Consider the following 16,769-nt stretch of genomic DNA (forward strand, 5'->3'; position numbering starts at 1 on the left):
CGACGAGGCTCAGCCGTCCAGGGAGGCGGCGGCGTGGCGCAGGCGGGCCACGGTGCGGTCCTGGCCCAGGGCGACGATGGTGTCGTCCAGCGGCGGCGAGACCGGCTTGCCGACCAGGGCCAGGCGGGCGGTCATGAACGAGCGGCGGCGGTTCAGCCCCGACTCGGCCACCACCGCGTCCATCGACGCCGTGATCTGGGCCTTCTCGAACGGGTCGAGGGCCTCCAGGGTCTTGGCGAAGGCCTCCAGGGCGGTGCGGGCGTCGGCCGGCGGCAGGCCGTGCTTGGCCAGGTCGGCCGGCTGGATCTCGACCGTCTCGGCGGCCAGCCAGTCCAGCTGCTCCGGCAGCTCGGCGAGCTTCTTGGTCCGCTCGCGCAGCGGCACCACCAGGGTGCGGATGTCGTCCGGGGTGAGGCCGGCGGGCAGGAACGGCTCGGCGGCCGACAGGAACGCGTCGTCGTCCAGGGCCCGCAGGTAGTGGCCGTTGAGCCAGTTCAGCTTGTCGATGTCGAAGACCGGGCCGACCGGGTTGACGCGGGCGAAGTCGAAGGACTCGACGACCTCGTCGAAGGTGAAGATCTCCTTGCCGTCGGGCATGGAGTAGCCCATGAGGGCGAGGAAGTTGACCAGGGCCTCGGGGAGGTAGCCCTCCTCCTGGAACCACTTGAGGCGGGCGGCCGGGTTCTTGCGCTTGCTGATCTTCGAGCGGTCGGCGTTGCGCAGCAGCGGCATGTGGGCATACTGCGGCTCCGCCCAGCCCAGCCAGCGGTACAGCAGCAGGTGCTTGGCCGTCGAGCTGATCCACTCCTCGCCGCGGATGACGTGGGTGACGCCCATCGCGTTGTCGTCCACGACCACGGCCAGGTGATAGGTCGGGAACCCGTCCGCCTTGAGGATGACCTGGTCGTCGGGCTGCGGCGGGGTGATCGCGCCGCGGATGAGGTCGGTGAAGGCGATCCGGGCGTCGGCCGGCACGAGCATGCGCAGCACCGGGACCTCGGTGTAGCCCGGCAGCTCGGCCCGCTCCTCGCGGGTCTTGCCGTAGCAGAGCCGGTCGTAGCCGGTCGGGATCTTGAGCTGCTGCTGGCGCTCGCGCATCTGCGTGAGCCGCTCGGAGGAGCACCAGCACTCGTAGGCGTGCCCGTCGGCGAGCAGCCGGTCGGCCACCTCGCGGTAGATCGGCAGGCGCTCGGACTGCCGGTAGGGCGCGGCGGGGCCGCCCACGTCCGGGCCCTGGTCCCAGCTGAACCCGAGCCACCGCAGGGTGTCGAAGACCTGCTGCTCGCTGCCCTCGACGTAGCGCGTGCGGTCGGTGTCCTCGACCCGCAGGATGAACTCGCCGCCGTTACGGCGGGCGAACGCGAGGTTGAACAGCGCGGCATACGCGGTGCCCACGTGCGGGTCGCCGGTCGGCGACGGCGCGATGCGGGTGCGCACGGGGCGCTCGGTGCCAGGAGTGCTCACCATCCCGACATTACGACACACCCCGTGACCGTCCCGCACCGGGTTATCGCGAACCCGCCACCACTTGCGGCGGCTCGTGGTCGCTACAGCGGCAGTTCGTAGTCGAGCCAGATCCGGTGCGTGCCGTCCGCGTCGACCGCCAGGCCGCCGGTCCCGGTGATCCCGGCCAGCTCGCCGGTGCCGCTGCGCGGGACGATCGCGAAGTACTCCCCGGTGCGTTCGCCGCCCGAGGTGGACGCCGAGTGCACGAAGTTGAACGCGCCCGGCCGCCCGCCGACGCTCCCCTCGAAGGACTCCATGGCGATGTACGTCCCGACCCCCGACGCCTGGTCGAACGCGGACGTGAACAGGGTCGCCGCCCGGCCGGCGATCTCGCCGTCGAACGCCTTCTCCATCTGAGCCAGCCCGACCGGCAGCGCCGTGGCGATCGCGGGGTCCGGGGCGACCGCGGTGGGGACGAAGTGCTGCACGCTGAACGTTCCGCTCGCTCGCATGGGCGCAGCGTAACCGGAAACCCGCGGGCGGCGGGGACGCACGCCGCCGCCGTGGGGGACCTCGCCCAGCCCTTGTTGAATGCTATTATCCCGGTAGGCATAGTAGGGAATAGCCACGGGAACAGGACGTGCGAAACGATGGCTGACATCGAGGTCCGGCTGGTCAGCGCGAGCGAGTACGACGCCGCCGGTGAGCTGAGCGAGGCGGCCTACCGCCACGACTACACGATCAGCGACGTCTACCGGGCCGACATCCGGGACGTCGCCGCCCGCGCGGTCGAACATCAGGTGTGGGTCGCCGTGGACGTCGGCAGCGGCGAGCTGCTCGGGACCGTGGCCACCCCACGCCCGGGCGCGCGGCTCAGCGAACTGGCACGCCCCGGCGAACTGGACTTCCGGCTGCTGGCCGTCTCCCCTGCCGCACGCCGGCGCGGAGTCGGGCGGCTGCTGGTGGAGCACGTGATCGACCTGGCCCGGGCCCGTTACGCGGTCGCGGTGGTGATGAACAGCGGCCCGCAGATGCTCGGCGCGCACCGCCTGTACGAGCAGTTGGGATTCTCGCGCCTGCCCGAGCGGGAGACCCGCGTCGTGGACGGCGGAACACGGCTGCTCGCGTTCGGCCTGGACCTGACCACCGCCGCGGACGGCACGCCCACCCGGGCGCTGGACAACCCGGCGCTGGCCTCGCTGAACAGCCACCACACCCACTTCGCCGAGCGCCGCGGCGAGGTGGCCCGCTACCGCACCGACGTGTCCCCGTGGACCGGAATCCCCGACCAGCCGACCGAGCAGGACTGGGCCGACCTCGCCGGTCTGCTCGGCCCCGGCGGGACCGTGGGCCTGCCGCCCACGGTCAGTGCGCCGGCCGGGTGGCAGGCGGTCGGCGGCGGTGAAGGTGTGCAACTCATCGACGAGTCCGTCCAGCCGCGACCGGACCCCGAAGCGGTCCTGCTCACGGCGGACGACGTCCCTGAGATCCTGGAGCTGATCGAGCGCACCAAGCCCGGCCCGTACCTGCCCAGGACGATCGAGATGGGTGCCTACCTCGGCATCCGCCGCCACGGGCGGCTGATCGCGATGGCCGGCGAGCGGCTACACCCGCCCGGCTTCACCGAGATCAGCGCCGTGTGCACCGACGCCGAGTTCCGCGGGCAAGGCTTGGGCACCCGGCTCGTCCTCGCCGTCGCCGCCGGCATCCGCGAACGCGGGGAGACCCCGTTCATGCACGCCGTGGCCACCAACGTCAACGCGATCCGCCTCTACGAGCAGCTGGGCTTCCGGCTGCGCCGCCGCGCGGCGATGCACGCCGTGCAAATCCCCCAATAAGCACATGGCATGCATCGCGCACGTGGCCGCGGCCACGCAGCACTACGCGGCGCTACCGGCTGACCCCGGTGCTCACAGGTAGCCCCGCCGTCCCCACTCCTGCGCCAGCAGCTCATGCGACCTGACCCGGTCGGCATGGTCGTGGGTGATGGTCGTGACGATGAGCTCGTCCGCGCTGGTGGCGTCACGGAGCTGCTCGAGCTGGTCCGCGACCTGGGCGGGCGAGCCGACGAACTGCGTGTCGACCCGGTCCTGCACCAGCTCGCGCTCCTCGTCCGTCCACTGATGCTGGCGCGCCTGCTCGGGCGTCGGGAACTGGATGGCGCCCTCGGCGGTGCGGATGCTGCGCACCCACAGCCCGTATCCGGTGGACAGTTCCCGGGCGCGGTCCTCGTCCTCGGCGACGACGACGTCGGCGCTGACGGACACGTAGGGCTGCGTCAGCACCTGCGAGGGCACGAACGCCGCACGGTAGGCGTCGACCGCTTCCAGCACCGTGGCCGGGCTGACGTGGTAGTTCGCGGCGAACCGCACCCCGCGATGTCCAGCGACCTCGGCGCTCTCGCCGCCGCTGCTGCCGAGGATCCAGATCTCCAGGTCGGCGTCCTCCCCAGGCACGACGTGCGCTTCCTCGCCTTCGGGCGACTTGTAGGTCCCGGCGATCAGCGCGAGCACGTCGTCGACCTGCTCGGCGTAGTCCTGCGGCTTCGCCTCCGGCAGGGTGATCAGCCGCTTCTGCAGCGCGAACCGGGGTGAGTCGAGCAGCTTGAGGAACGAGAACTGCTTCGGAATCCGCAGCCCGGTCGGGTGGCGCCCATCGACGACCTTCGCCTGCTCCCCGGCCGGCACCTTGGGCTGCGCCGGCTTCGCGTCACCGGCGGACAGTTCGCCGTCGAGCAGCTTCGGCTTACCGCCGGATCGGCCCAGCCCCAGGTCAAAACGGCCGGGGTGCAACGCGTCGAGCAGACCGAACTCCTCGACCGCCGACAGGGCCGTGCGGTGTCCCATCTGCACCGCGCCGGAGCCGAGGCGGATGCGCGATGTGGCGGCCGCGGTCAGGGCCAGTACGAGCGCGGGTGAGGTGCCGGCCACACCGGGGTTCAGGTGATGTTCGGCGAACCAGTAGCGCGCGTAGCCGGCGCGTTCGGCGCGCTGGGCGAGATCGATGCTGTTGCGCAGTGCCTCGGTCGCGTTCGAGCCGGTGGAGATCGGGACGAGGTCGAGGATGGCCAATGGCGTACGGGTCATGTCGAGTCTTTCAGCCGGTGACGGTGATGGGCGCGGCGATGCCGCTGACGGATTCGGTACTGGTGCCCGCCGCCACCTCGTCGGAGACGATCGGGCCGGGCTCCCAGCCCAGGGGCGGGTCGGGAATCTCCCGGCGCAGCACGGGGGCGATCTCGGCCTGGAACAGTTCCAGGCTGTCCCGGTGCTGGGCGTCGGTCAGGCCGCTTGCGTCCGCCTGCAGGTGCAGCACCTGGTGACCGAACCGTTCGTGGTAGCGGTGCACCTTGTCGATGATCTGCGCGGGGCTGCCGATCAGGGCGGACGAGCGCTCGACGAAGTCGTCCAGCGTCGGGAACACCGGCGGGACGCCGAGCCGTTCGGCGAACTTGAGATGACCCGCGAAGATCGGCCGGTACGTCTCGATCGCGTCCTGGCTGTTCCTGCTGGCGTAGAAGCCCGCGGAGCCGGCACCGATGGTGATCAGCTTCGGGTCGTGGCCGTAGTGCACCCAGCGGTCGCGGTAGTAGTCGATCAGCTCCGCGTACGGGTCGATCGGGTTGGTGACGTTCGCGGAGAACAGCGGATCGCCGTAGCGGGCGGCCAGGTCCACCGATTCCCTGCTGGTGGCGCTGCCGTGCCAGATCCGGATCGGGCGCTGGTAGGGCCGCGGCCAGACCTCGGCGTCCTGCAGCTGCGGCCGGAACTTCGCGGCGTAGGTGATCTTGTTCTCGTGCCAGAGGCTGCGGAACACCTCGTAGGACTCGGCGTTGCGGTCCCACTGGTCCTCGGGCGTGACGTTGAACAGCTTGCGCTGCGCCTCGCCGTTGCCCTTGCCGATGATCAGGTCCAGCCGGCCCTGGGAGAGGTGGTCGAGGGTGGCGTAGTCCTCGAAGGCGCGGACGGGGTCGAGCAGGCTCAGGGTGGTGACCGCCGTGAACAGGCGGATCCGCGTGGTCAGCGCGGCGATGTGGCTGAGCACGACGGTCGGCGAGGACGAGATGAAGGGGCGCTCGTGCCGCTCGCCGACGCCGAACCCGTCGAAGCCGAGCTCCTCGGCCAGCAGCGCGTTCTTCAGTACCTCGGCGAACCGCTCGTGGGTCGACTTCTGCGCGCCCGTCACCGGGTCGGGCGCGTGGACGATCAGGGTGATGGTGATGAACTTCATTGGCATCCTCGCTTTGCTACGGGCGCGAACGAAGCGTCACGCCTGCCCTGCCGGTGACTCGCTCGCCGGGCCCCGGTCATGCGGCGCTGCCACTGCTCTGCCCGCCGCCAGGGGCAAGGCCCAGGTTCTCGCGCAGCGTGCTGCCCTCGTACTCGGTGCGGAAGACGCCACGCTCCTGCAGCAGCGGCACCACCTTGTCGACGAACGGGTCCAGTCCGGCCGGGGTGATGTGCGGGACCAGGATGAAACCGTCGCTGGCGTCCTCCTGCACGAGATGATTGATCGCCGTCGCGATGGTGTCGGGCGAGCCGACGAAGGACTGCCGGCCGGTCACCTCGACGATCAGCTCGCGGGCGGAGAGGTTCTTGGCCGCCGCGATCTCGCGCCACTGGTTGGCCAGGGCGACCGGATCCTTGGTGAGTTGCCGGACGCTGGCCCGTCCCTTCGAGATCAACCCGTCGACGTCGCTGACGACCGGGTCGAAGCTCGGCAGCGGACCGTCGGGATCGAAGCTGGACAGGTCGGTGTTCCAGAGCTGTTCGAGGAACGCGATCGCGGTCGGCGGCGAGACCTGCGCGAGTCGCACCTGCTGGGCGATCTCGGCGGCCTCGGCGTCCGTATCGCCCAGCACGAAGGTCGCCGCGGGCAGGATCAGCAGCTGGTCCCAGGTGCGGCCGTACTTGGCCAGCCGGTTCTTCACGTCGGTGTAGAACGCCTGTCCGGCCTTGAGTTCCGTGCGGCTCGTGAAGATCGCGTCTGCCTGGGCGGCGGCGAACTCGCGCCCCGCGTCGGAGTCGCCGGCCTGGAGGATCACCGGACGGCCCTGCGGGCTGCGCGGCACGTTGAACTGCCCGGCGATGTCGAAGTGCGCGTCCCGGTGGGCGAAGCGTCCCGGTGCCGGGGTGGACAGGAACCGGCCGGTCTCCTTGTCGGCGACGATCTCGTCGCCCCGCCACGAGTCCCACAGCTCGATCGCGGTCTGCAGGAACGTCTCGGCCCGCTCGTAACGCTGGTCCTGGGCCAGGTAGCCGCCGCGGCGGAAGTTCTCCCCCGTGAACGCGTCCCAGCTGGTGACCACGTTCCACGCCGCCCGGCCGTCGGAGAGCCAGTCCAGGCTGGCGAACTGCCGCGCCACCTCGTAGGGCTCGTTGAACGTGGAGTTGATCGTCCCGGTCACCCCGAGGTGCTCGGTGACCGCGGCGATCGCGGCCAGCACCGTGAAGGTGTCGGGCCGCCCGACGACGTCCAGGTCGAAGATCTTCCCGCCCTGTTCGCGCAGCCGCAGCCCCTCGGCCAGGAACAGGAAGTCGAACTTGCCCCGCTCGGCGGTCTGCGCGAAGTGTTTGAAGCTCTCGAACTCGATGTGGCTGCCGCCGGCCGGGTCACTCCACACGGTCGTGTTGTTGACACCCGGGAAGTGGGCGGCCAGGTGGACCTGCTTGATCGGCTTGGACATGTCTACCTCTCAGGGTTGCTGGCCGCGAGCCGTGTCGCGGCACGGCGCAGGGTGCCGGGTGTCATGCGCTGATCCGGATCGGCGGGTGGGCCGCGGGCGCCGCCAGTGGCGTGAGGCCGAGGTGGTCGCGCAGCGTCGTTCCCGCGTACTCGGTGCGGTAGACGCCGCGCTCCTGCAGCAGCGGGATCACCTTGTCGACGAAGGCGTCCAGGCCCGCCGGGACGACGTGGGCGCCGATGATGAATCCATCGCTGGCGTCCTGCTGGACGAACCTGTCGATCTCCTCGGCGACCGTGGCCGGCGAGCCGACGAAGATGTTGCGGGCGGTGACCTCGATGATCAGTTCGCGGCTGGTCAGGTGCTCGGCCGTGGCCTTGGCGCGCCACTGGTTGGCCAGGCCGATCGGGTCCTTGGCGAGCAGGCGGGCTCCGGCGTTGCCCTTGGCGATCGAGCCGTCGACGTCGCTGACCACCGGGTCGAACGCCGGCAGCGGCCCGTCGGGGTCGTGGTCGGACAGGTCGGTGTTCCACAGCTGTTCGAGGAACTTGATCGTGGTCGCGGGTGAGACCTGCGCCAGCCGCACCTCACGGGCGAGTTCGGCCGCCTCGGCGTCGGTGTCGCCCAGGACGAACCCGGTCGCCGGGAGGATCAGCAGGTCGTCTCGGCTGCGGCCGTACCTGGCGAGGCGGTGCTTCACGTCGGCGTAGAACGCCCGTGCCTCGTCGTACTGCGAGTACCGGGAGAAGATCACGTCGGCGGACGACGCCGCGAACTCGCGCCCTTCGTCGGACTCGCCGGCCTGCAGGACCACGGGACGGCCCTGCGGGCTGCGGGGCACGTTGAACTGGCCACGGATGTCGAACTGCGCGTCGGCGTGCGCGAACGCCCCGGGCGTCGGCGTGGCGAGGAACTGCCCGGACGCCTTGTCGGCGAGGATCTCGTCGCCGCGCCAGGAGTCCCACAGTTCGCCCGCGGTCTGCAGGAATTCCTTCGCTCGCGTATAGCGCTGGTCCTGGGGCAGGTAGCCGCCGCGACGGAAGTTCTCCCCGGTGAACGCGTCCCAGCTGGTGACCACGTTCCACGCCGCCCGGCCGCCCGAGAGCCAGTCCAGGCTGGCGAACTGCCGCGCCACCTCGTAGGGCTCGTTGAACGTGGAGCTGATCGTGCCGGTCAGGCCGATGTGCTCGGTCACGGCCGCCAGGGCGGCCAGCACGGTGAAGGTGTCGGGCCGCCCGACGATGTCCAGGTCGTAGATCTTCCCGCCCTGTTCGCGCAGCCGCAGCCCCTCGGCCAGGAAGAAGAAGTCGAACTTGCCCCGCTCGGCCGTCTGGGCGACATGCCGGAACGAGTCGAACGCGATCTGGCTGCCCGCGGCAGGGTCGCTCCACACGGTGGTGTTGTTGACGCCGGGGAATCCCGCTGCGAGGTGGACCTGCTTGCGTGGCGCGCTCATGGAGTGATCGCCGCCGGCTCGGGCGCGGCGGTGGTGGCGTACCGGTTGGCCGGGCGGGGCAGGCCGAGGAGCCCACGCAGGGTCGTTGCTTCGTAGGCGGTACGGAAGGCGCCGCGGCGCTGCAACTCGGGGACGAGCCCGTCAGTGATCTGGGTCAGGTCGTGCGGCACCGCGGCGGGGCGGAGGCGGTAGCCGCTGAGCCCGGCGGCGCGCCACTCCAGCAGCAGGTCGGCCAGCTCGGCCGGGGTTCCGGTGAAGATCAGTGCGTCGCTGCCGTATTCGACCCCGGCCTGCTCGTCCAACCGCTGCTTGCGGGCCACGGCCGCCGCACGGCTGTCGTCCAGGAAGACGACGAGGTCGCCGAACACATGGACCGTCTCGTGCTCGCGCCCGGCCGCCCGCTGCTCCGCACGGATCTCCGACACGATCTCCGCCGCCTGTGCGGCGTCGTATGGCGTGACGAACCCGACGTCGGCGGAGCGGGCGATGAGCTGGAACGGGATCGACACGTGGCCCAGCGTGGTGACGACCGGCTGCCCCTGCGGCGGCCGCGGGGTGATCGAGGGTCCCTTCACGGAGAACCAGCGGCCCTGGAACTCGATGTAGTGCAGCTTGTCCCGGTCGATGAACCGGCCGGTGGCGACGTCACGGATCTCCGCGTCGTCCTCCCAGCTGTCCCAGAGCCGGCGCAGCACCTCGACGTAGTCGGCGGCCTCGTCGAAGGAGTCGCGCAGCCGCTGCTGCAGGTCCGCGACCTCGATGCCGGCCTGGAGGTTGGCGTAGTCCTCGCTGGTCAGCGGTGGGATCTCGCGACGCCCGAAATGCGCGTTGGTGTCGGCGCGGACGTCCAACTGCACCCGAACGCCGGCGCGGCCGGTGCTGGCGTAGTCGATCGTGGCGATCGCCTTGGACAGATGGAACGGCTCGGTGTGGTTGACGATCGCCGTCGGCACCAGGCCGATGTGGCTCGTCACCGGCGCGACGCGGGCCGCGATGAGCGTCGCGTCGAGGCGGCCCCGGACCCGGTCGGTGCGCTCGTCCGGCTGCAGTGGATTGTCGGACTGCAACCGCAGCCCGTCCTCGATCGTGACGAAGTCGAGCAGACCGCGTTCAGCCTGCTGCACCAGCTCCACCCAGTACTTCGGCGTGAACTGGTCCAGCGGGCGGGCGTCGGGCTCGCGCCACGCGGCGGGGTGCCAGCCGACGCCTTCCAGGGCGACGGCCAGGTGCAGGAACTCGGACGAATCAGACATGAGGGATCGCTTTCGACGAGACGGACCAGAAATGCGGTCGAGGACCGGCCGATGCCGGCAGGCCGCGCGCTCATGGATGAGTTGGTGGACTACCGAGTGCGGCGGACAGCCAGTGGCGTGCGACACAACGAGGCGGCCACGCGCTGCACATCAATGTGCCGACGAGCGATCACACGCGTCATTACCCTGTCCTCCACCTGGCGCGCCACCGCACGCCGCTCGCGCTTGCGGCACATGGGTCTGCGCCGCCAGGTCGTCACCTGGAGCACCCCCCGCGACGGAGGGTTGCCGGTCAGCAAGCCAGGGCTTGACGCTGACACTCATAACCTGTCGATGACCTTAGCTGCGGCGCGGGATCTTGTCTAATGCCTATAGGAACACTAGGGAATCGCGGGGCATTCCCCCGAGGGCGGCGGCGACCTGTCCCGCGGCGGCCACGGGCCCGCCATCGGCGGCGCACCGGATCGGCCGCATCCCGCCCGAACAACGCCACCCCGGCGAACGTTCGCGGTCACAGCATTAGCCTCTTCCCGTGAACGTCATCGACCTCGAGCTCATCCGGCGCGGACGCGTGGCGGCCGTCGCCGAGGCGGTCGATGCGCTGGACGACGCCGGCCGGGCGGCGCTGGCCCGCGAGCTGCTCGCCCACGTCAGGCGACACTCCGACAACCACTGCAGCGGCGACGAGCTCGCCGCCCTGGCGGTGGCCACGATCGGGTCCGCGCCGAGCGCGGCGGCGGCCGCCCGCATCCTGGACCGGCCGTCGATGGGCCTCGACCGGCACACCGCGCAGGCCGTCATCGGCGCGGCCCGGGCCCGCGGCGCCGGCTGGCTGCCAGAGCTCGCCGCGCGCCTCGCCGACCGGCGCGCCACCGACTTCGACCGGCACCGGTGGGAGTTCGTCGCGGCGCTGGTCATCGCGACCGGGTCGGCGCCGCCGGCGACCGACTGGTTCGTGCTGCGGTGGATGGACGACCTCGGCTTCCCGGGCGAGGAGCGGCTGCGCTCGCGGCCCATCGCCGAGCGGCTGCGCCGCGACCCGTTCCTCGACGCCCTGGCGCCGCTCGTCTTCACCGTCGACGGGGCCGGCGAGAAGCTGACCGTCTGGGACACCGGCCGCCCCGGCGGAAAGCGGGCCCTCATCCTCGCCCTGGCCGAGCTCGCCGCCGAGGGCCGCCTGGACCGGGCCGCGCTGCTGCGCGGCTGCACCGGGCGGCTGGTGCGTGGCGACCGCCCGGCCGCGCTGCGCGGCATCCTCGGCCTGCTGGCCGAGCTCGCGCCGACCCCGGCCGAGGCGGCCGCGCACGCCGGTGACCTGCTCCGGCTGCTCGCCGACGGTCCCGCGCCCGTCGCGGCCGCCGCGCAGAAGCTCCTGCGGACCGTCGCCGACCTCGACGTGAACGCGGTGCTGGAGCCGTCCCGGGCCGTCGTGCAGCGGCCCGACAAGGGACTCGTGCGCGCCCAGCTCGGCTGGCTCGACGCACTCGCCCGGCGGCACCCGGGGCGCGCCGCGGACGTCGCCGCCGTGCTCGCCCTCGCCGCCGAGCATCCGGCCGTCGAGCTGCGGGAGCGCGCGGCGGCGCTGGCCACCGAGCACGGCGCCGCGCCCGCGCCGCCGGTCGTCGCCGCCGTGTCGCTCGACGACGCGCTGCCCGCCCCGGCGCCCCCGGCCCCCGCACCGCCGCCGATCGGCGACCCGGACGAGCTGGCCGAGGAGATCGCCGCCTTCTACAGCGGGCGGCCGTTCACCGCGCTGCCGCCCCTGGAGCGCATCCTCGACGGCGTGGTGCGGCTCCACGCGAGCGACCGGGAGCGCATGCGGCGCGCCGTGCGGCCGGTCGTGGAGCGGCACCGCGACGGCATGGGCCAGCACCAGTGGGACGCGCACTGCCTGTGCGGCGCGTTCACCGGCCTGCTGCTGACGGCCGCCGGGGTCGAGCCGGGGCGCAGGCTCCGGGAGGGCTGGGCCGCCGAGCTGACCAAGGCCCACCGGGTCCTGCGCCTGCGCGAGCCGGCCGATCGACGGATACCGCCGCCGCACCGCCTGTTGCGCGCCCGCCTCGCCGAGATCGCGGTGCACCTGCCCGCGGACGGGCTCTCGGCCGCGGATGGGGTCTCAACCACGGCTGGGCTCTTGTCCGCGGGTGGGCTCTTGTCGGCGCCGACGTCGGCCGGGGGCGCGCTCGACACCGCGGCGCTGCTCGAGCGGCTGGCGGCACTCGGTGCGGCGCGGCCGTGGCCCTGGGACCTCGCCCAGGCGCTGCTGCGCGTCCCGCCCGGGCCCGACGAGCCCGCCGCCGCGCGGGCCGAGCGCCTGGCCACCCCGGCGGCGGGGCGGGTCGCCGCCCGGCTGCGCGGCGACGGCCTTGCGGCCCCGCGGTGGCGCGTCGCGACCGTCTCGCCGCGGCCGGGCGGTCCGGCCGGCCACCACGACCACGAGCACGAGCACCTGCCACCGGTACGCGTCCAGGTCTCGACCGACCCGGGGCCGGACGGGGCCGAGGACCACGCACTGCTCGGCTGGATGCATCCGAAGGCCGACCACGGCACGTCCTGGCACCTGCTGTGGCCCGGACTGCTGCCCTGGCACCGGGGGCTGACCGCGGCCTTCGCGCTGCCGGGCGTGGCCGCCGCCGCCGACATGGACGTCCGCGGCGGGGCGGCGGTGCTTCCCCTGCTCGCCGAGGCGGCCGGGGACCCGGGGCCGGCGACGGCGATCGGGGTCGCGTACGGGCTGGCCGCCCGGCACGAGCCGGACCGCGTGGCCGCCGTGGACGCGCTGCTGCTGCTCGCCGGGCAGGGCGCCTTCGACGCCGAGCTGGCCGGCGAGCACCTCGGGGCCCTGGCCGTCGCCGGGGCGGTGCCGCTGGGGCGCACCGTCCAGCCGCTGCGCGACGCCGCCGCCGCGGGCGCGCCGCGCAGCGTGGTCCGGGTGCTCGCCGCCGCGCTGCCGGCGCTGCTGGCCGCGCCCTCCGCGCCGCGCGGCACGCCCGACCTGCTGACCCTGGCCGCGCAGACCGCTGCGGCCGCCCCGGGGCCGGTCCGGATCGAGGGCCTGGTGGAGGTCGCCGCCCGGCGCGGCTCGACCCGCCTGATCACCGAGGCCCGCCGCCTCGCCGCCACGCCCGGCGCCGGCATCGAATCCGCGGCGCCCTGACGCCCGCTCCTGACCCGCCCACGCGCTGACCACCGCGGGGGAAGCCATGCGCGCACCGGAGCACACACCACCCCGCACGTGATGAACACGCCCGGCACGCGAGCGCCACGCGCTGACCACCACGGGGAAACGATGCGCGACCGGTGAGGTCTCGGTGAGGCCGTACTCCTCACGCACGTCGCACCGGACCACAACGCCCGGCTCGCCGGCGGCTGACGACCGCCTCCGGGACTGCCCAGCCGAGCCGCACCGATGTTCGCCGTCCAGCTTGCGATCTTATAGATACATATAAATACTCAAACGCACGTGTCAGAAAGCCGGCGGGACCACCCTTCACCCGCCCGGCCCGAAAGGAGTTGACGATGGTCAACACAATGCACGCGCGTCGCCACGTCGGACGGCTGATCGCCGTCGCGGCCGGCGCACTCGCGGCCGGGGCCCTCGCCCTGCCCGGGGCCGCCTCCGCGGCGCCCGTGTCGTACAGCGCCGGCCAGCTCGCGGCCGCCAGCGACGCCGTGGAGCACACCGGAGTCGCCGGGATCGCCTGGCACACCGACGCCGCCACCGGTCGCGTCGTGGTCACCGCCGACAGCAGCGTCTCCGATGCCGCGCTCGCCAAGATCCGGCAGAGTTCGGGCGCGGTGCGCATCGAGCGCGCCGCCGGGGTGTTCTCGCCGCTGCTGTCCGCCGGGGCGGCGATCTACGGCGGTTCGTACCGCTGCTCGCTCGGCTTCAACGTGGTCAGCGGCAGCACCTACTACTTCCTCACCGCCGGGCACTGCGGGGCGGTGGCCTCCACGTGGTACACCAACTCGAGCCACAGCACCCTCATCGGCTCGAACGTGGGGTACACCTTCCCGGGCAGCGACTACGCGCTCGTGCGCTACTCCAACACGTCGCTGTCCCACCCCGGCGGCTACACCGTCGCGGACGCCTTCGTCGGCGAGAACGTCACCCGCACCGGCTCGACCACCGGCACGCACACCGGGCGGGTGACCGCGCTCGGCGTCACGGTCCGCTACAGCGGCAGCCCGGGCGGCACCGTGACCGGCCTCATCCAGACCACCGTGTGCGCCGAGGGCGGCGACTCCGGCGGCCCGCTCTACGACGGCAACAAGGCGCTCGGCCTCACCTCCGGCGGCAGCGGCAACTGCACCAGCGGCGGGACGACGTTCTTCCAGCCCGCCCGCGCGGCGGCCAGCCACTTCGGCGTGACGATCTACTGAACCCGGCTCCGGCAGGGCCCGGCCGTCCCCCCGGCCGGGCCCTGCCGGCGCATGCGACCCGCCCCGCTCAGCGCTCGCCGGCCGGCGGCGCGACCAGGGCGTCCAGCTGACCGCGGACCCTTGCCGAGGCCAGGTGGTCGAAGTAGTCGCGGGAGCTGACGATCTCGCCGTCGCGGACGCGCAGGACGAAGATGCCCGGCAGCGCGAACGGTTCCCCGCTCCCGGCGACGGTGCCCTGGTACTCGAACTCGCCCACGATGACCTCCGGGTCGGTCGTCTCGTGGATGGTGATGTTGGCCGGCCGGCGGATCAGCAGGGGCCCGAGGCCGGTCGGGCGGAAGTGTTCGCGCAGTTCGTCGCGGGTGCGCAGCGCCGGGGCGCGCCGCGGGTGGAACGGGTGCACGACGTCGGTCTGCTCGGCGTACAACACGGGAAGCTCCTCCCAGCGACCCTCCGCGACGCCGTGCACGAGGGCGAGGAAGACCTCGCGCGGGCTCCGAGGCTCGGCCATGCGATTCTCCTGTCAGCAGCAACGAGATATCCGAAGTCTGGACTCCGATTCTACGGAGTGACGACTTCGGATACAAGGGACGGAGGACGGATGGGCGAGCGGACCCAACGCGTCGACGCGCGGGCCAACCACGGGCGCATCCTGGACGTGGCCGAGGACGTGTTCGGCCGGGGCGGAGAGGCCGCGTCAACCGAGGAGGTGGCCCGCCTGGCCGGGGTCGGCATCGCCACCGTCTTCCGGCACTTCCCCACCAAGGCGGCGCTGCTGCAGGCGGTCCTCGTGCGGCGCTTCGACCGGCTGCGCGAGCAGGCCGAGGCGCTGCTCGACACGGCCGACCCCGGCGCCGCCTTCTACGGCTTCTTCCGTCACCTCGTCGCCGACGCGGCCACGAAGATCGCCATCGGCGACGCGCTGCTCGGGGCCGGCGGCGACGTGCACGGCGCGGCCACCGAGGCCGGCAACGGGCTACGCCGGGCGGTGGGCGCCCTGCTCGCGCGGGCCCAGCGGGCCGGCGCGGTGCGCGACGACGCCGAACTGCCCGAGGTGTACGCCCTGCTGGTGGCCATGTCCCGGACCGCCGCCCACAGCAGCCTCGACGACGAGACGCGAGACCGGGCGCTCGCCATCGTGTTCGACGGCCTCACGCCATCCCCGCCGCCGACCCGGTAGCGGCGGGCGGGCAGGATGGCAGCGGACAACGTTTCCCGGGAAGGAGCACACCGTGGACGTCGGTGACGTGGTCGAGGATTTCGTACTCCCCGACGAGCAGGGCACGCCCCGCTCCCTCGGCGAACTGCTCGACGGCGGCCCCGTCGTGCTGTTCTTCTACCCGGCCGCGCTCAGCGCCGGCTGCACCATCGAGGCCTGCCACTTCCGCGACATCGCGGCCGAGCTGCGGGCGGCCGGCGGGCAGCCGGTCGGGGTCAGCGGCGACGAGGTCGAGCGGCAGGCCGAGTTCTCCGCCAAGCACAGCCTCGGCTACCCGCTGCTGTCCGACCCCGACGGCACGGTGCGCGAGCAGTTCGGGGTGCGCCGCTCGATCGGGCTCCTGCCGACCAGGCGGGTCACGTTCGTCATCGACACCGACCGGCGGGTGCTCGCCGTGGTGAAGAGCGAGATCCGCATGGGCGTGCACGCCGACAAGGCCCTCGATGCGCTGCGGAAGCGGACCGCCCCGCCGAGGTGAGCCGCCGGGCCGCCCCGCCCGCGTACGGTCGTCGCGGCAGGCCGCCGTACACGCAGCAGGGGCCGGCTGCTCACCCCGCACGACCGGTGCCCCGCCGCAGTCATGATCGGCGATCTGTTGCGCCGCCCGGCCTCCGTCTGCTGCGCTGTACGGTATGACCGTATCCGTCGTGGTGGTGGGCAGCGCGAACCTCGACCTGGTGGTGAGCGCCCAGCGGCTGCCCGGCCCCGGCGAGACCGTGCTCGGCGGGGAGTTCCGCACCGTTCCCGGCGGCAAGGGCGCCAACCAGGCCGTGGCCGCCGCCCGGGCCGGGGCCGCCTGCGCGTTCATCGGCGCGGTCGGCGGCGACACCTTCGGCCGGCAGCTGCGCGACGGCCTCGTCGCGGCCGGGGTCGACGTGCGGGGGCTGCGCACCACGGACGGCCCGTCCGGGGTCGCGCTCATCACCGTCGACGCGGCCGCGGAGAACTGCATCGTCGTCGCGCCGGGCGCCAACGCCGCCCTGACCGCCCTGGAGCCCGCCGACCGGGCCGCGATCGCCGCCGCGGACGTGCTGCTGCTGCAACTGGAGGTGCCGCCAGCGGTCGTCGCCGAGGCCGCGGCCGCGGCGTCCGCGGCCGGCACCACGGTCGTGCTCAACGCCGCCCCGGCCGCGCCGCTGCCCGGGGACCTCCTGGCCCTCGTGGACGTCCTCGTGGTGAACGAGCACGAGGCCGCCGTCGTCGCCGGGGACGCCTCGATCGACGCGCTGCTGCGGCTGGTGCCCCGGGCGGTGCTCACCCTCGGCGCCCGCGGGGCCGCCTACGGCGACCGGGCCGGCGCCCGGGTGCGGGTCGCCGCCCCGAGCGTCG

14 protein-coding genes and 1 riboswitch are annotated in these 16,769 nt (G+C 72.9%); of the genes, 6 read left to right on the forward strand and 8 right to left on the reverse strand.

Translation table 11 applies throughout. The features are described from left to right. Window positions 1–9 precede the first annotated feature (9 nt). On the reverse strand, window positions 10–1,467 hold the full coding sequence (gltX, locus tag AB0M46_RS41830; RefSeq protein WP_363345450.1) for a glutamate--tRNA ligase: 1,458 nt from the start codon (window positions 1,465–1,467) through the stop codon (window positions 10–12). Between the two features lie 80 nt (window positions 1,468–1,547). Beyond that, entirely contained in the window at window positions 1,548–1,958 is a 411-nt protein-coding gene (locus AB0M46_RS41835; protein ID WP_363345451.1) for a DUF3224 domain-containing protein, read from the reverse strand. A 138-nt stretch (window positions 1,959–2,096) separates the two neighbouring features. On the opposite strand from AB0M46_RS41835, the gene AB0M46_RS41840 reads away from it, so the two are divergent. Next, entirely contained in the window at window positions 2,097–3,284 is a 1,188-nt protein-coding gene (locus AB0M46_RS41840; protein WP_363345452.1) for a GNAT family N-acetyltransferase, read from the forward strand. Between the two features lie 72 nt (window positions 3,285–3,356). Here AB0M46_RS41840 and AB0M46_RS41845 read toward each other — a convergent pair whose 3' ends face one another. From AB0M46_RS41845 to AB0M46_RS41865, 5 genes are all read right to left on the reverse strand, one after another. Further along, window positions 3,357–4,532 (reverse strand): LLM class flavin-dependent oxidoreductase, encoded by a 1,176-nt coding sequence (locus AB0M46_RS41845; protein WP_363345453.1) that lies wholly within the window; start codon window positions 4,530–4,532, stop codon window positions 3,357–3,359. Window positions 4,533–4,542: 10 nt separating this feature from the next. Then, a complete protein-coding gene (locus AB0M46_RS41850) occupies window positions 4,543–5,676 on the reverse strand; it encodes an LLM class flavin-dependent oxidoreductase (RefSeq protein WP_363345454.1) in 1,134 nt (377 codons plus the stop codon). Between the two features lie 76 nt (window positions 5,677–5,752). Beyond that, window positions 5,753–7,132, reverse strand: a complete 1,380-nt coding sequence (locus tag AB0M46_RS41855; protein ID WP_363345455.1) for an NtaA/DmoA family FMN-dependent monooxygenase — start codon at window positions 7,130–7,132, stop codon at window positions 5,753–5,755. 61 nt (window positions 7,133–7,193) lie between these two features. Continuing rightward, a complete protein-coding gene (locus tag AB0M46_RS41860) occupies window positions 7,194–8,585 on the reverse strand; it encodes an NtaA/DmoA family FMN-dependent monooxygenase (protein WP_363345456.1) in 1,392 nt (463 codons plus the stop codon). Next, a complete protein-coding gene (locus AB0M46_RS41865) occupies window positions 8,582–9,838 on the reverse strand; it encodes an LLM class flavin-dependent oxidoreductase (RefSeq protein WP_363345457.1) in 1,257 nt (418 codons plus the stop codon). Before AB0M46_RS41865 ends, AB0M46_RS41860 begins: the two co-directional genes overlap by 4 nt. 216 nt (window positions 9,839–10,054) lie before the next feature. After that, window positions 10,055–10,166, reverse strand: a riboswitch (SAM riboswitch). Window positions 10,167–10,370: 204 nt separating this feature from the next. Here AB0M46_RS41865 and AB0M46_RS41870 point away from each other — a divergent pair. Continuing rightward, a complete protein-coding gene (locus AB0M46_RS41870; RefSeq protein WP_363345458.1) occupies window positions 10,371–12,995 on the forward strand; it encodes a DUF6493 family protein in 2,625 nt (874 codons plus the stop codon). Window positions 12,996–13,357: 362 nt separating this feature from the next. After that, on the forward strand, window positions 13,358–14,221 hold the full coding sequence (locus tag AB0M46_RS41875) for a S1 family peptidase (protein WP_363345459.1): 864 nt from the start codon (window positions 13,358–13,360) through the stop codon (window positions 14,219–14,221). A 67-nt stretch (window positions 14,222–14,288) separates the two neighbouring features. Here AB0M46_RS41875 and AB0M46_RS41880 read toward each other — a convergent pair whose 3' ends face one another. Further along, window positions 14,289–14,732 carry a nuclear transport factor 2 family protein gene (locus AB0M46_RS41880; RefSeq protein ID WP_363345460.1) on the reverse strand — a complete coding sequence of 148 codons (444 nt, stop codon included), beginning with the start codon at window positions 14,730–14,732 and terminating at the stop codon, window positions 14,289–14,291. A 90-nt stretch (window positions 14,733–14,822) separates the two neighbouring features. On the opposite strand from AB0M46_RS41880, the gene AB0M46_RS41885 reads away from it, so the two are divergent. From AB0M46_RS41885 to AB0M46_RS41895, 3 genes are all read left to right on the forward strand, one after another. Continuing rightward, complete coding sequence (locus AB0M46_RS41885) at window positions 14,823–15,401, forward strand: helix-turn-helix domain-containing protein (RefSeq protein WP_363345461.1); 579 nt, start codon at window positions 14,823–14,825, stop codon at window positions 15,399–15,401. Between the two features lie 52 nt (window positions 15,402–15,453). After that, the gene (locus tag AB0M46_RS41890) at window positions 15,454–15,918 is read left to right on the forward strand and encodes a peroxiredoxin (RefSeq protein WP_363345462.1); all 465 of its coding nucleotides are present in this window, start codon (window positions 15,454–15,456) and stop codon (window positions 15,916–15,918) included. A gap of 154 nt (window positions 15,919–16,072) precedes the next feature. Then, window positions 16,073–16,769, forward strand: a 697-nt coding sequence (locus tag AB0M46_RS41895; RefSeq protein WP_363345463.1) for a PfkB family carbohydrate kinase, incomplete at its 3' end; no start/stop codon positions are given.

The sequence above is a fragment of the Dactylosporangium sp. NPDC051485 genome (assembly GCF_040682015.1).
GTDB lineage: Bacteria > Actinomycetota > Actinomycetes > Mycobacteriales > Micromonosporaceae > Dactylosporangium.

Bases quoted from the DNA above. Each gene is read 5' to 3' on its own strand.
- AB0M46_RS41845 (WP_363345453.1), bottom strand. From the start codon at position 4,532: ATGACCCGTACGCCATTGGCCATCCTCGACCTCGTCCCGATCTCCACC.
- AB0M46_RS41850 (WP_363345454.1), bottom strand. From the start codon at position 5,676: ATGAAGTTCATCACCATCACCCTGATCGTCCACGCGCCCGACCCGGTG.
- AB0M46_RS41880 (WP_363345460.1), bottom strand. From the start codon at position 14,732: ATGGCCGAGCCTCGGAGCCCGCGCGAGGTCTTCCTCGCCCTCGTGCAC.
- AB0M46_RS41860 (WP_363345456.1), bottom strand. From the start codon at position 8,585: ATGAGCGCGCCACGCAAGCAGGTCCACCTCGCAGCGGGATTCCCCGGC.
- AB0M46_RS41855 (WP_363345455.1), bottom strand. From the start codon at position 7,132: ATGTCCAAGCCGATCAAGCAGGTCCACCTGGCCGCCCACTTCCCGGGT.
- AB0M46_RS41835 (WP_363345451.1), bottom strand. From the start codon at position 1,958: ATGCGAGCGAGCGGAACGTTCAGCGTGCAGCACTTCGTCCCCACCGCG.
- AB0M46_RS41875 (WP_363345459.1), top strand. From the start codon at position 13,358: ATGGTCAACACAATGCACGCGCGTCGCCACGTCGGACGGCTGATCGCC.
- AB0M46_RS41840 (WP_363345452.1), top strand. From the start codon at position 2,097: ATGGCTGACATCGAGGTCCGGCTGGTCAGCGCGAGCGAGTACGACGCC.
- AB0M46_RS41865 (WP_363345457.1), bottom strand. From the start codon at position 9,838: ATGTCTGATTCGTCCGAGTTCCTGCACCTGGCCGTCGCCCTGGAAGGC.
- AB0M46_RS41885 (WP_363345461.1), top strand. From the start codon at position 14,823: ATGGGCGAGCGGACCCAACGCGTCGACGCGCGGGCCAACCACGGGCGC.
- gltX (WP_363345450.1), bottom strand. From the start codon at position 1,467: ATGGTGAGCACTCCTGGCACCGAGCGCCCCGTGCGCACCCGCATCGCG.